The sequence below is a fragment of the Bartonella sp. CL266QHHD genome, assembly GCF_042195355.1.
Classification (GTDB): Bacteria; Pseudomonadota; Alphaproteobacteria; order Rhizobiales; family Rhizobiaceae; genus Bartonella.
The window spans coordinates 151,890-166,068 of record NZ_JBHIOD010000058.1; the positions used below are offsets into that span (position 1 = coordinate 151,890).

At 32.2% G+C, this 14,179-nt stretch carries 12 protein-coding genes, 1 tRNA gene and 1 pseudogene; 8 read left to right on the plus strand and 6 right to left on the minus strand.

The annotated features are described in order from the left end of the window. Positions 1 to 15 precede the first annotated feature (15 nt). From ACFIK7_RS08335 to ACFIK7_RS08355, 5 genes are all read left to right on the plus strand, one after another. Complete coding sequence (locus ACFIK7_RS08335) at positions 16 to 612, plus strand: DUF1214 domain-containing protein (protein WP_273791544.1); 597 nt, start codon at positions 16 to 18, stop codon at positions 610 to 612. Then, on the plus strand, positions 605 to 1,144 hold the full coding sequence (locus tag ACFIK7_RS08340) for a hypothetical protein (protein WP_375630863.1): 540 nt from the start codon (positions 605 to 607) through the stop codon (positions 1,142 to 1,144). Before ACFIK7_RS08335 ends, ACFIK7_RS08340 begins: the two co-directional genes overlap by 8 nt. Positions 1,145 to 1,677: 533 nt before the next feature. Further along, on the plus strand, positions 1,678 to 2,463 hold the full coding sequence (locus tag ACFIK7_RS08345; RefSeq protein ID WP_375630864.1) for a DUF1499 domain-containing protein: 786 nt from the start codon (positions 1,678 to 1,680) through the stop codon (positions 2,461 to 2,463). An 892-nt stretch (positions 2,464 to 3,355) separates the two neighbouring features. Beyond that, positions 3,356 to 3,562, plus strand: a complete 207-nt coding sequence (locus ACFIK7_RS08350) for a hypothetical protein (RefSeq protein WP_375630865.1) — start codon at positions 3,356 to 3,358, stop codon at positions 3,560 to 3,562. A gap of 8 nt (positions 3,563 to 3,570) precedes the next feature. Continuing rightward, on the plus strand, positions 3,571 to 3,804 hold the full coding sequence (locus tag ACFIK7_RS08355; protein ID WP_375630866.1) for a hypothetical protein: 234 nt from the start codon (positions 3,571 to 3,573) through the stop codon (positions 3,802 to 3,804). Between the two features lie 463 nt (positions 3,805 to 4,267). Here the strand turns inward: ACFIK7_RS08355 and ACFIK7_RS08360 are convergent, their stop codons facing one another. Together ACFIK7_RS08360 and ACFIK7_RS08365 are read right to left on the minus strand one after the other, a co-directional pair. Beyond that, a complete protein-coding gene (locus ACFIK7_RS08360) occupies positions 4,268 to 4,498 on the minus strand; it encodes a hypothetical protein (protein ID WP_375630867.1) in 231 nt (76 codons plus the stop codon). 225 nt (positions 4,499 to 4,723) lie between these two features. After that, positions 4,724 to 4,798, minus strand: a tRNA-Gln gene (locus tag ACFIK7_RS08365). An 875-nt stretch (positions 4,799 to 5,673) separates the two neighbouring features. Here ACFIK7_RS08365 and ACFIK7_RS08370 point away from each other — a divergent pair. Further along, on the plus strand, positions 5,674 to 6,276 hold the full coding sequence (locus tag ACFIK7_RS08370) for a superoxide dismutase (RefSeq protein ID WP_375663218.1): 603 nt from the start codon (positions 5,674 to 5,676) through the stop codon (positions 6,274 to 6,276). Between the two features lie 82 nt (positions 6,277 to 6,358). On the opposite strand, the gene ACFIK7_RS08375 is transcribed toward ACFIK7_RS08370, so the two are convergent. Beyond that, positions 6,359 to 8,452, minus strand: a complete 2,094-nt coding sequence (locus ACFIK7_RS08375; RefSeq protein WP_375663219.1) for a S9 family peptidase — start codon at positions 8,450 to 8,452, stop codon at positions 6,359 to 6,361. A gap of 854 nt (positions 8,453 to 9,306) precedes the next feature. On the opposite strand from ACFIK7_RS08375, the gene ACFIK7_RS08380 reads away from it, so the two are divergent. After that, on the plus strand, positions 9,307 to 9,744 hold the full coding sequence (locus tag ACFIK7_RS08380) for a MucR family transcriptional regulator (protein WP_012754848.1): 438 nt from the start codon (positions 9,307 to 9,309) through the stop codon (positions 9,742 to 9,744). Positions 9,745 to 9,842: 98 nt separating this feature from the next. Here the strand turns inward: ACFIK7_RS08380 and ACFIK7_RS08385 are convergent, their stop codons facing one another. Both ACFIK7_RS08385 and ACFIK7_RS08390 read right to left on the minus strand, forming a co-directional pair. Further along, positions 9,843 to 10,253 (minus strand): SufE family protein, encoded by a 411-nt coding sequence (locus tag ACFIK7_RS08385; RefSeq protein ID WP_375663220.1) that lies wholly within the window; start codon positions 10,251 to 10,253, stop codon positions 9,843 to 9,845. 108 nt (positions 10,254 to 10,361) lie between these two features. After that, positions 10,362 to 10,737 (minus strand): annotated as a pseudogene (locus ACFIK7_RS08390) (DUF5330 domain-containing protein). Positions 10,738 to 11,775: 1,038 nt separating this feature from the next. On the opposite strand from ACFIK7_RS08390, the gene ACFIK7_RS08395 reads away from it, so the two are divergent. Then, the gene (locus ACFIK7_RS08395) at positions 11,776 to 12,609 is read left to right on the plus strand and encodes a peptidoglycan-binding domain-containing protein (RefSeq protein WP_375637422.1); all 834 of its coding nucleotides are present in this window, start codon (positions 11,776 to 11,778) and stop codon (positions 12,607 to 12,609) included. 823 nt (positions 12,610 to 13,432) lie between these two features. On the opposite strand, the gene ACFIK7_RS08400 is transcribed toward ACFIK7_RS08395, so the two are convergent. Then, positions 13,433 to 13,654, minus strand: coding sequence for a hypothetical protein (locus ACFIK7_RS08400; protein WP_375663221.1), 222 nt, complete (start codon positions 13,652 to 13,654; stop codon positions 13,433 to 13,435). Between the last annotated feature and the right edge of the window lie 525 nt (positions 13,655 to 14,179).

Here is a 14,179-nt window from a genome sequence, read left to right on the forward strand (position 1 = left end):
TCAAGATATTCACTGATGTTTTTTAATATCACCATTTTCTTTTTTATCTTCGCTTTTTCCATTTTATGTGGAAAACTGAGTGTCGATTATGTGCTCAATTCCTTTCCTCATTTTGAACGCTTTAGAATTGGAAAATGGAGTGCTTATCCAAAAATGGGAACCGCCAATATGGATCCTTATACCCGCGCCCGCACGACCAAACGAGGCATTGTTTCACTCGGACGCACTGAAGGTCTTCAATTCCAGATTTGGCAAGACAACCAAGGGCGTCCACTCCACCCCCACTGTCATTATTTACTCAAAGGCACCATCCCTGAAACTCGTCTTTTCACCCTTTATACAGCTGACAAATCCCTAAAACCCTATACTTCATCCAAAGAAATACCTTTTGAACTCCACACGAATGCTATTATTTATGAGCATGATGGCTCATTGCGCATCAATATTTCACCTACACCACAAGCTGGCAATTGGCTTGCAACAGTTAGTCAAAAAGAATTCGGGCTTATTCTTACCTTATACGATACCTCAATCATCTCTGCAACGGCATTACAAAAGCTTACAATGCCATCAATAGAACAAATTCCATCAGGACAAATAAATTGTGACTAGATTTATTCATACCGCACTTCTTGCAATCATTGGCGCTATTATCGTTCATATTTGCGTTCTCTTTCTGATCCCCTATTGGGCACAAAATAATATATGGACAGCACTTAAAAAATCCGGAGCCCCTTATCAATTTGTTGCTTTTACTCCCGATAATCCTATTCAACAATCTGCTGATCCCCTCTTTCTTCTTAAAGTCTGCAGATTTAATCTTGAAAATGGACCTGTTCATTTAAAAGCTTTGAAAACACGACAATTTTGGTCACTAGCAGCCTACTCACACAAAGGAATTATTTTCTATAGCCTTAATGACCGAACAGCCCCTGATAATACACTCGATCTTATTATTGGAAAACCAATACAAATCATAGAACTCAAAAAATCAAAACCTAAAAAAAATGCCAATTCAGTTTTGGTTGCTAAAAATTTGAATGAAGGTTTTGTCATTTTACGTATTTTTGCCCCTTCTTCACTTGCAAAAAAAGAAAGTGAATCTTTTCTTTCATCTGCGACCTGCCGCATATTTTATGAATAAAAACGGAGTAACCTCTCATTTGTACAATACCTTACTTTCTATACAAAATACATGAAGCCTATCAAAATGGTTATCTTTTTCTCTATTAATTGAATCTTCGAATTCAGATTTATCTGATTATAAATCCCTCAATTTTTTATTGAGATAGAATGAAATCTCTATTGCACATCATCATATCCTATTTGATTACGCATTATCTGACAGAAAAAACTCCCAGCAATCAGAAGAGAAAATCAAGAGTAAAGTTCTAGAAAAATATGCTGCTAACAACCGTAAAACTTGTTATTTGAGTTTATTTCTTTTTATTTACAAACATTCCCATAAAATTCGCATCAATGACATGATAAACTATAGAAAAAATACTGATTACCTTCAATGAAGTGCAAAAATAATCGCTGGAAACTTATAAGACATTATGCATCCTTGACCTCAAAAATAAGTGCTTTATTTTTGTTTTATGAGCATAAGCTTTTTGTAAGATATGCACTCTGAAAAAACTTGGCTTATAGTTTACAATTGAGGGGAAAAACTTCATGAAGAAGAGATATGTTCGGTTCATTTCAAGAGCAGCAGTATGGTCCCCTCGATTTGGTGGATTGTCGTTCTTTGTTTTATTATTTTCATTCATTTTACAACGTTTTTCCGTCATTAACGTAACCGACTTCATAATTTTGATCGGAATCTCTACCGGCTGTGTGATTATTTCTCTTTTTCTTGCTTTAAAAGCACTTTACAGCTTATGGGTCTATGGAGCCCTAGGGGGAATGAAAGCTTTAAAAGGGATCATTTATTCGGTAATAACGGCTACACCACTGATGTTATTTTTTGGACTTTGGTTTACCTTACCGGCTCTTTACGATATTTCTACCGATACACAAAGCCCGCCGGCTTTTTTTCGCACAATACGTCCCAGCGATGCTTTACCGCTCAAAAGTGTTTTGACTGAACAAGCAACATTACAGATGTCACAATGGCCAGAAATATCGGGGCGCCGTTATGATGGCTCACCTGATCGTATTCGCGAATCTGTTCTCAATGTTTTAGCAGCCTATGATTGGCCTGTTGTGGCTCAACGAGAGTTTAAAGGTGAAGAAAATGCGCTTTATATTGAAACAATGGCAAAAACTTTTTACCTTGGTTTCATTTCAGACATTGTGATACGCTTAACCAATGAAGGGGATACAACCTTCGTTGATATGCGCTCTGCTTCTCGTTATTTGCCAAGAGATTTGGGGACGAATGCTGCTTTTATTATCGATTTTATGGATGCCCTTGATACAGAAATCGCGTCACTGCCTCTTTCTCAAGATGATGAATAGAAGTTAGAGGTATAATAAATTATATTTGACTAAATCAGCTTATTTCAAAAATAACTTTTGAGACGTGCAAAAGCAAATAAATCAGTTATTATTTCTCAACAGCTATAAGCATACTGACAAGTTCTTTGACCATCCCCTGGCAACTTATAGCCTATTTTTAGCTCGTCATATGTAGATAAAATATCTGAATTCAAATTCTAAACTTAAATACCATAATTGAATTTACGTATATTTTTTATGCTCAGAAATCTCATCATAAGAGGAGGCAAAAAGACTTCTCTAATAAGGAAATTAAGCATTTCGTACAGGCTTATTTTTCCAATGAGAGTAGAAAATCATATCTCCATCAAGATAGAGAAATCTATTTATCTAATCTGATGTAAACTCACATAGTTACAGAAAAAATCAAAAATAAAAACACACTTATCATCGATGATAAGATTTTACAGATTTTTTAAAATCTGCAAGCATTAAATCTTCAAAAAAAAACATTACAATACATACAAATTCACCGATAATTGTCACAATCAATGATAATTGCAATTTTGTAAACAAAAATAATAATAAAATAAAAAACTAATATCTAATATATTTAAACGCAAAATAAATAAAACAAAACGCCAAAAATAACAAAAAGAACCAACAAAATGTCTTAAGCGACTCCTTTATACTATTTTTCCAACTATCACTACTGTATCTATAAATTAATGCAAATGAAAATATAAAAATAAATATTGAAAACAACATATCAAAAACATTACCAATTAATAGTAAAAAATATTATTACCAATATACATAATGTATAATATAATTTTATAAATAATTCTATTTACAATACTGTTGAATTATGAGACATAATAACTGTTTTTTCTTAACAAAATAATAAAATTAAATGAACAATTCACCTGAAAATCTCGTATCCTTCTCGTGGTTTACTAAAACTACCAAGAAATATATTCATTATGTCATTGAACTTAGTCTTGTGGCCATTGTTTTGCGCTTACTTGGCTTGGTCAATCCTTTTATTTTTCAAGCGATTATTGACCGTATTTTGCCCTTTCAGCGCATAGAAAGTCTTTATGCTATCGTTTCCTTATGATTGCTATCATGCTGTTTAGTACAGCTCTGAGTACTCTATCGGGATATTTAGGAGCTTATTTAGCAAATCGGCTAACTCTAGAATTTGCACGTCGTATTTACACCCATGTGTTAAGCCTCTCTTTGCCTGTCTTACGCACTTGGCAAATAGGAGAGTTGTTCACACGTATTGGAGAGGTTGATATGTTGCTAAAAGTTAATATATTTAAGGAAAAAATTCATAATATAAAAAATAATAATTAATTTCAATATTTCTTTTTTTAAGTTTTTTTCCAATCATTACCTTTGAATATATAAATAAATCTAAAATTCTAATCATAATTGTTGTTAAAAAAGATTTAAAATATCCATAATAAAAAACCCAAATAATTATATATTCACAAAATTACAAAAAATATATAAGCTATAATTTATTCTCATATAACAAACATAATATATTAATAATTATTAACAAAATAATTATTAATATAAAATAGAAAAAATAATATAATTAATCCAAATAATGTTGCTTTTATAGATTCTTTCCAAGTACAATCACTAATTTTTTTAAAAATAATAATATATATGAAGGATCCTATAATTATAAAAAATGGCCATTTTATAACTTTATAAAAAATATCCATTATAATACACCTTAAATTATAATGTATCTCTGAAATTTGTTGTAAAATACTGAATTCAGAGATACTTTTATATTATTTAATAACTAAAAAGGATGACACTCATTATACTTACTTTCCAAACCGTACGCAAACCCTAGCGCATAGCCTGCCATTGCGTGTCCCCCTACAACTTCTAGAGTTAGTGGTCCCGCTACCCAACCGTACGTTAACCCACTTATAATTCCATTAGCCCCACCTACAAGCGCTGTCGAACTCCCAGCAGAGATATAGTCAAAAGGACCACATTTGTCAAAGAAACCTCTTGAACCAAACATATTATTTCTCCTTAATTAATTATTTAAAAAACGTATCCATATGATACACTTTCTATAAAAAACGTGTCTATATGATACATATTCAAGAGAACCTTACCATATTTAGAGCTAACCCACTATAAATAAGTGTTTCTCAACTTACCAGACTTGCTATGAATAGCAACAGAGGTTAAGAAGGCTAATCCACTCTCAAGCTGAACTTTGATTAACTAATTTCACTAGAATTGGCTGGGGTACCTGGATTCGAACCAGGGAATGCCGGTACCAAAAACCGGTGCCTTACCGCTTGGCTATACCCCAAAAAAACACGCTTTATAGCGACTCCTGCACCTTATAGCGATTCCTGTGATTGGACGCAATATCTGAAAATCAAAGACTTTACTTTTTTATCATAAAATTTCTGAGTCTTGTATGGCATTGCCATCGATACAAATTCGTAGCAGAAACTGATATACAGTTGTAATTTTAACATAAGAAGGAACCATTTATCCATCAATTATTTTGCTCTTTGTATTGATTTTCTAGGAACAGAAAATGAAAATCTTGCAGTTTACTCATGTGTCTAATAAATTTGCATATGATTTACTTTTCTTGATATATTAAAATCCCATCTTGCTCAATTTAAGAAAAAAGCTGTCACCACATTGGCAACCGGTAAGTGTATGATAGTGCTGCAGTGCTCTTGCATTAAGCATAAAGATGGTAATGTCCACTAATTTTTACATTATATTATTCATGGGTAGCACCATAAAATAAAATCAAGCACATTGAAAAATATTTCCTAAAAAATAACACTTAATATTCTGTTGAAAACATTATGATACACCAATAAACTGGAAGAGTTTTGCAAAAATTAAAAACATTTTATATGGTATTTGAAAAAATAGAGATGCAAAAACAAGGAATAATAGCTATTTCCATTTACTTTTTATTCAAAAGATAATGATATTTATTACCCACTCATAGATGTAAAAAATCTTCAGAAGCAATCTTTATGTAGACCAATACCCTTTTTGATTGATGAATATACATTTCCTAAAAGCTTCTTTTACAAAAAGAGAGACATTAAAACTATTTCATACAAACTAGGTATTCAACATTTGCTTTTAAATGCGGTAAATGGCAAATTAGGCTTATGAAATAAGCTTAACAATTAGAATCGAGGAGATTTTTAAATGGCTTTTGAATTGCCCCCATTGCCTTATGATTACGATGCCCTTTCGCCTTATATGTCACGCGAAACGCTTGAATATCATCATGATAAGCATCACCTCGCTTATCTTACCAACACCAATAATTTTGTGAAAGAGTTAGGCTTAGAAAATGAAAGCCTTGAAGATATTGTTAAAAAAAGTTTTGGAAAAAATATTGGTTTGTTTAATAATGCAGCGCAGTATTACAATCATAACCACTTTTGGCTTTGGATGAAAAAAAATGGTGGTGGCCAAAAACTTCCTGAAAAGTTAGCAAAAGCTATTGACGCTGATCTAGGTGGTTACGACAAATTCCGCGCTGATTTTATTGCTGCTGCTAGTGCCCAATTTGGTTCTGGATGGGCGTGGGTTGCTGTTAAAAATGGCAAGCTTGAAATTATGAAAACGCCTAATGGCGAAAATCCCTTAGTGCACAATGCTCGACCTATTTTGGGTGTCGATGTGTGGGAACATTCCTATTACATTGATTATCGCAATACTCGACCGAAGTACCTCGAATCCTTTGTAGACCATTTAATTAATTGGGACTATGTTTTGAAACTTTATGAAGAATGTGAATTTTAAACTGTCTCAATAATTTTTTAGTGTATGAAAGTCCCTATAATCCAATAAATTATCGGAGACTTTCATACAGAGGTATTATGGATTAGCAAAAGTCTTTTCCTGCTATCTTTAGAATATATGCATAGATATAGGCAACTTCTTCTAGCTTTGAAAAACGTCCAGCTGCACCAGCGTGCCCTGAATCCATATTAATACGTAATAAAACTGCATTATCGTCTGTTTTTAGGTCTCGTAATTTTGCCACCCATTTTGCAGGCTCCCAGTAAGTTACACGAGGATCTGTTAATCCTGCCATCACAAGTATAGGGGGATAGTTTTGAGCTTTGACATTATCGTAAGGGGAATAGGAAGCAATAAGCTTATAATCTTCTTCTGATTCAAGAGGATTCCCCCATTCGGCCCATTCTGGAGGTGTGAGTGGCAATGAAGCATCTAACATTGTCGCTAAGACATCAACAAAAGGCACATTTGCTACGATCCCAGCAAAATCCTGTGGAGCTATATTGGCAATGGCTCCCATCAACATCCCCCCTGCTGAACCACCATGAGCAATCAGCCGGTCGTGAGAAGTGAATTTATTGTTTACAAGGTAACGCCCACAAGCAATAAAATCTGTAAATGTATTGTGCTTAAAGAGATGTTTTCCTTTCTCATACCATTCTACTCCCTTTTCTTTTCCTCCGCGAATATGAGCAATAGCGTAAATAAAACCTCTGTTTACTAGAGAAAGTACATTACTATTGAAACTGGCAGGTATAGAGATCCCATAAGCACCATAACCGTAAAGCAGACAAGGCGCACCACCATCAAGGGGAGTATTTTTGTGATAAAAAAGTGAAATAGGAATCTTCTCACCATCGTCTGCTATTGCTGTAATACGTCGTGTTACATATGCATCTTTATTATGCCCAGAGGGAATTATTTGTGTTTTTAAAAGCATTCGTTTACAATTTTTCATCTCATAATCAAACACTTGATCAGGTGTTGTCATAGACGAATAGGAAAAACGAATAGTTGGACTGTTATATTCTGCAACTCCTTGCAGACCTAAAGAATAAGCCTCTTCAGTAAAAGCAATGGAATTAACTTGTTTAGTAGTACGTTCCATTACTTTTATACGTGGAAGCCCCTCAAAACGTTCGATCCAGACAAGAAAATCTTGATAAGCATCATGGGATAATATTAGGCACCCAAGCTGATGTGGGACAAACTCAGACCAATTTTCTGATTGTGGAGATGTATATGGCGCTACCATAATTTTGAAATCTTTTGCATTATCTAAATTGGTCAGAATATAAAAGACATCACCACCTTCTGTAAGTGAATATTCAATACCTTTTTGTCGTTTCCGTACACATTGGGGAATAGTGAAAGGCGCCTCAGCAGGAATTAACCAGATCTCGGATGTTTCATGATCATGAATATTAATATAAATAACATCATTAAGCTTAGAACCGCTTACATCTAAGAAAAAACCTGGATTGTCTTCACGAAAAATAAGCTTATCTTGTGATTGATCTGTGTTTAATTGGTGATAATAGAGCTCTGAAGGTCGGTGGTTTTTATCCATCTTAGTATAGAAAAAACCTTCAGATCTAGCATCCCATACAATTTGACCAGATGTATCAGTAATTGTGTCCATACAGTCAGACAATGTCTCAAAATTACGAATTTTAGCTGTATAGAATTCTGATCCTTTGTCATCATAGGTCCATACCACATGTGTATGGTCAGGAGATTCTTGAACTGAACCAAATTTGAAATATTCTTTGCCTTCTGCCAAGACATCACCATTAAGGTACACGTTTTTTTCTCCGCCATTCCTTGGTGTCCGAAAATAATGTGGTTGTTGGCCTCCGGTAACATAAGAGAATCCGTAAGCAAAAGGACCATGTTTTATAGGAACAGAACTATCATTCTCTTGGATCCTGTTTTTCATTTCGGTAAAAAGCAAATCTCGTAGTGCTTTTGTATCAGCCATTTGAGCTGATTGATAAGCATTTTCTTTTTCAAGATAATGTCGAATATTGAGATCAAGACAGTTAGGATTTTTAAAAACATCTTGCCAGTTAGACGCACGTAGCCAATGATAGGGATCATCACGAAAAATACCATGATATATTTCCTTATGAGTGATTCTAGATGCTTTGGGAGGAATTGCAAAAGTGCGAGTCATACACAATCCTATATTAAAATATGTTAACAGCTTCATTTATATGTTAGAATCACAATTATTGATGCAAGTGTACAAATCTATAAGTTCTATTCACTTGCAAAAATAGTGCCATGATAATTTTTAAAACTAATACCTTTCTGTTCATTACATATCACAGCTATTGTTTTCTAGGGATATAATACCACTTTTATAATGAAAGTGACTGGTAAAACAATTAAACTATGAGAAAAAGAATTGATTTTTTTTGAAACAGTATAATCGCATAATTTTATAGAAATGAATAAATATATCAGAAATATTATTGTTACTTTATAAAAAATAAAAATATTCTATGTCGTTTTAATGAATAGTTTTATATTATAAACAATGCTATTGTGTCATGTTTGTAATATATATTGTTTTTTATTATTAAATTTAATAAATATAAATAATAAAAATAAATTTGAAATTTATTAAAAATAAACTTACTAAATTATAAGTATTCAAAACAAAAAATAATAATTTATATATTATATTTTTATAATTAGTAATTTTATTTTTACGTTCTCAAAAAAATAAATAAATTTCATCCTATATCTTTTTATATTTGTGATGTATTATATATTATGTATGATATGTTATAGGCTAAAAATATATTTTAGCATGTAATAATTTCGTTTTTCTTATTGTATATTATGACAAAAAATGGGTATTTATTTGATTTTTTTGTGTTTTGGCAATTTTATAGAATAATTGAATTGACAAAAAAGATTTTTGTACAATATGAAACTCATGTGCATGAGATCTTTATATCATGAGTATATGCACTATATCTCGATTTTGAATTACTCAATTTTAAATTAAAGGAAACAAGAATGGAACATCGTGCAGTCTTAGAGACTGAAAGCAATTTAGTTATTACATTGGTTGCTGATATTGTTGCTGCCTACGTGAGTAATAATTCTATTCGACCGACTGAAGTGCCAAGTTTAATTGCTGATGTCCATGCTGCTTTTCGTAAAGCAGGGAATCTAGAATTAACAGAAGTCGAAGTTGAAAAACAAAGGCCTGCCGTTAATCCAAAACGTTCAGTATTTCCTGATTATCTCATTTGCCTTGAAGATGGAAAGAAGTTTAAATCTCTAAAGCGTCATCTCATGACGCATTATGGAATGTTGCCAGAGGAATATCGTGAAAAATGGCAGTTAGATAGTTCTTATCCTATGGTGGCGCCTAATTATGCAAAAACACGATCGGCTTTGGCCAAAGAAATGGGTCTTGGACGCAAAAGCAAACGGAAAAAAACTAAATAATCTTATTTTGCGAAAAAATGGTTTCGTGTATAAAGTTGATTTTAGTATACATGTGTTGTGTGAAGCTTTTGTATATATAGCAATTTCTACCAAGGGGATTACGTATAGCTTTCGTTACGAATCCGTTTAATCATTGATTTCAAACCATTTGATCGTTGTGGTGTAAGATTTTCATTTAAACCAAGTTTTTCAAAAAGCTCTTGAGCATCAGCATTGCGAATTTCAGAAGCTTTTTTGCCTGAATAAAAAGCAAGAAGTATATAAATGAGTCCACGCACAATATGAGCATCGGAATCACCTTGAAACGTCAATATTGGATCTTCTGAGTTATTACGTGAAGATAAAAGCCACACTTGGCTAACACAACCAGGAACTTTGTGAGCATCATTTCGAGCGCTTTCCGGAAAAGGTGGCAATTCATAGCCAAGCTCGATGACATAACGATAACGATCTTCCCAATTATCCAAAAGCGAAAAGTTCTCTATAATAGTACCGATTTTTTCCGCCATTATTTTAGTCCTGTTTCGTTTGAATAATCATTCTTGAATACACTTATAAAAAATAAATATTTATTCTTCCTAACATAAATAACACGAAGAACGTTAAAAATCCTTATTTCAAGATAACATTTCATGGTTTTGTAAGAACTCTTGTATTTCTATTTTGTAAGAAACATTAGGGGAAGTCTCTGATATTATTTTTGTTCCCTAATATGTTCCCTAAATATTCATAAGCAGCTCTTGCACCGTAATATGCGCGTTCGCCAAGTGAACTTAAAAAAGATTTTCCTACTTTACAGGTTTTTATATTACGGTCACAAAATGCGCCTAAATCATTTAAGGCTTCCTTAAAAGCAATAATCACATCGCTCGTTGTTGTCTCATTATTTTTGGGGCTAGAAGAATGATTACTGCTTGGATCTGCTACAAAAAATGAAATAATGACAAAAATAAAAAATAATAATAATAATAATTTGATTAAAAAACGTATCATGGATAATCAATGTAGCGCAGTGGTAAATACAATAAAAGAAGCATTTTATATACTGTTGCTTTATAAACAATTTATAAAATGTGCTTTTTATAAAATTGAGTATTCATGTATTGGGTCTATATCATTGGCTTTTTTATAAATATGGCACAATTCCGCCGTATAAAATAGGATACATTGTCTATTCAGTAAAAAATTAACATCAAAATTATACACTTACAGGCTGATCATGTTAATGAACATACTATGGTAAAAAATGAGAGATATAATTATGTCGTGTACATACTTATTTTAGATAATAGCTCACCATCTTAGCTTAGTTGAAAAAGCTAAAAAGAGTAAAATTCTGTTATTCTGACTCTAGTGTCGATAAAATATTTATATTATCTATAAAATTTTTACTAGCACATCATAAACATGATCAACATGTCGATCAAAATATTAAACAATAGATGCATCTCTTACAACTCCATCTAAAGATCTCAAGACCAGTTTTTCTATAACATTGTAAATCAATTTAATTGATACGAAGTTATTTACACTAAAATATAATTATATTAAGAGATAATTATATTTTACCAAACCGTTTATGGATAAGTAACCATCTATATGTAAATTATAAAGAATAGATAATGATTGTCATCTGTTTATTGTTATAGGCAAATATTTTCAATTTTATTTTAAATAATAGGCAAACATATGCCCCAAAATGAAGAATAACGTGGCATTATTGTTTAGATAATTATATGTGATAATGCAGTTTGCAAACACCAAAATGATCTTGAATGCTAATCATTTGGTGCTCTCTTTATACACATTAAAGACTTGTCAAAATGAAATGAATAAAAGTTGCCAAGAACTCTTGTTGATTTATCAACTTATAAATTGATATAATGAAGCTGCTCATTTTAGGAGTTTGAAAGGAAAAATCAATAATATCAATGCACTTCTCTCTGGCTGGAAGTAAGAACTGATTCATATTCGTTTCCTAATTTATATTTGTTTCTTTGTAAAAAATAAACGCAACTGAAAATAAAAGTAATGGCAACAAAACGAAAGACATACCGAAAAAAAAATGTAAAACACCGTAAATACTATAGTAGTATTGTTATAACACTTCTTCTTATAATTTTTCATTTTATTTTTTGGAGTGCAAAAACTCTTTATTTCTATACGCGAAAAAATACTTTATTTTTTGTTGGATCTCTTCTTTTTAGCATTAGTTTTTTATTTATTTCATTTAATGCTTTATTTTCGCAAATGACAACGCATCAAAATATTTTAACTCAAATGAAATTTTCCTCTGTTCAAAGTATAGGTAAGAGCTCTACTTTATCGGAAAAAGAAGAAAAATCACAAGAACTCTCCCGTGTAACTTCTGTACATTCTCAAAATCATAACCACACAAATTCATCTTTATCCTCTCAATCAGCAAGCATGCTGGAAAAGCAAAAAGAACTAGCAAAATTAGGCCTTTATGATGGACCCTTAGATGGATTGGAAGGACCTAAAACACGCCGAGCCATCACTTTATGGAAACAGCAAACTGCTCAGAGAATGCAAAAGAATGTTCTATCTAATCCCGCAACAGATGAAATCGCGATATTAATTAAGCAAAGCGAAATAGAAACAAACAATACAAAAAATATGACACACTTAAAAGAAGCTATTTTAGAACCTTCTGTTGAAGATATTATACAAGTGCAAAAAGCTTTACATATTTTTGGGAATGAAGAGGTTATTGTCACAGGAATAGAAGATCAAAAGACGATAGAAGCTTTAAAACAGTTTCAAAAAATATTTGATCTTCCTGTAACAGGTAAAATTAATCACACAATTTTAATGAAAATGCGTGAAATTGGTTTATTTAATTGAAGCTAATCATCTACATTATAAAAATAATCTCTTAATTTATAATGATAATTCATCTTTCGTTTGTTTAATGCTCCCCTCAAACATTCCTTCATCTCAAGCCCTCTTATATTCAATCAATCAGAATGGTTTTCTTACACATTACATATTGAGCCGTATAATTTGCTGCAAGAAAACCACAACCGATTGCAGAAAAAAGAAATATTGCAAAATAGAAAACGCGCTTGTTCTAGCATTTTTATTGCTTCTGATGATAAAAGGACACAAAATTTTTGTAGTATCACGTAAACCTTTCATATTATCGAACCACGAATTGTCCATATATTATCGTCAATTTGATCTTTATAAATATGATGCAAAGAATTTATGCAAACACCTGTAAGGATAAGTAGACGTAAAGCTAGTTGTGTTATGGTTGTTGTTTTGCAAAGTATCTGAAAAAAACAGCACTTCTCTCCAATCTATTGCTGGAAAATTATGTGTTTTATGACATTGTTTTCCTAAAATAGCGTGTGTGTTTAATATTGCCTATAAATCAACATCTAAATTTAACGCAGCAGTATATTTGAAACAAATGTTAAGACAGTTTAGTACTTTTCTCAGCTGTTATAGCTTTTGTATGCCAAATGGAGGCAAGAATATTGCGCATCTCTGTTTGTATAATCTCTTAAAACAGGGAGACAGCCTAATTTGGGAAGAATATGAAATTTTAAGGTAAAAACCAGTTTTCATCTTTGCCATTTCCTTTTAATTCAGCTTTACGCCTTTCAAAGACATCTAAAGCAATATCTTTAAAATAATGGAGATTACCTATTGCCTCATGCTTTTATTTATCACATGTCTTTTTGAACTCACTCCCCCCCTCACGCAAAACAAAATGTCCCAAACGAAATACACTTGGATTGTCATTCACGGGCTTTCTTAAAAAAACATCTCTTAAAGCACCCAAGAGCATTTCACAACAACGCCCGTGAATAATAGCAGCCCCTACTGCGCGCGCGCTATCATTTTTACACTTGTGAAAAAGCAAGCCAGCACCATTACACACTGTACCTACCTTCAATTTGTGACAGCTCTTGACACTTGAGACGATTCATAAGAGGCATATCCTTGCTTTATTTTTTATCCACAGACGCTCATCCCGCCTATAACATGCAAAAAACATGGTTTTGATTGATTCATTATAAAAGAAGTTGAAATGAGAAGATCTTATGATATTTACAGCTTTTGTTCAATATAAGAAATAAAAAAATATCATTATAAATCAACATATTGTATAACTTTGATATTCCTTCATAAAGGTAAAGATGGTAGCGTATAGTGGAGTTTATAAACTTACGGGGAGTTTACATAATCCCCATTCCACGAATGTCAATGTGAAATGGACATCCACTGAAAGATGTCTATCTCAAACAGCATGATGTGCAAAAAAATACATTTGTTTGGAGCATTCTATTTTGCGTGAGGAGCTCATTCCCCCATAAAAAAGCAAACGCGTAAATTGACTGCACAATAACACGTTTCTCTCTATCAAGAGGTTCTTCAATAGAAAGTGTATTAATAATACATCTTT

Coding starts and splice junctions, on each gene's coding strand:
- ACFIK7_RS08360 (WP_375630867.1), bottom strand. CDS start 4,498: ATGTTTGGTTCAAGAGGTTTCTTTGACAAATGTGGTCCTTTTGACTAT.
- ACFIK7_RS08335 (WP_273791544.1), top strand. CDS start 16: ATGTTTTTTAATATCACCATTTTCTTTTTTATCTTCGCTTTTTCCATT.
- ACFIK7_RS08355 (WP_375630866.1), top strand. CDS start 3,571: ATGCTGTTTAGTACAGCTCTGAGTACTCTATCGGGATATTTAGGAGCT.
- ACFIK7_RS08375 (WP_375663219.1), bottom strand. CDS start 8,452: ATGACTCGCACTTTTGCAATTCCTCCCAAAGCATCTAGAATCACTCAT.
- ACFIK7_RS08345 (WP_375630864.1), top strand. CDS start 1,678: ATGAAGAAGAGATATGTTCGGTTCATTTCAAGAGCAGCAGTATGGTCC.
- ACFIK7_RS08385 (WP_375663220.1), bottom strand. CDS start 10,253: ATGGCGGAAAAAATCGGTACTATTATAGAGAACTTTTCGCTTTTGGAT.
- ACFIK7_RS08350 (WP_375630865.1), top strand. CDS start 3,356: ATGAACAATTCACCTGAAAATCTCGTATCCTTCTCGTGGTTTACTAAA.
- ACFIK7_RS08370 (WP_375663218.1), top strand. CDS start 5,674: ATGGCTTTTGAATTGCCCCCATTGCCTTATGATTACGATGCCCTTTCG.
- ACFIK7_RS08395 (WP_375637422.1), top strand. CDS start 11,776: ATGGCAACAAAACGAAAGACATACCGAAAAAAAAATGTAAAACACCGT.
- ACFIK7_RS08380 (WP_012754848.1), top strand. CDS start 9,307: ATGGAACATCGTGCAGTCTTAGAGACTGAAAGCAATTTAGTTATTACA.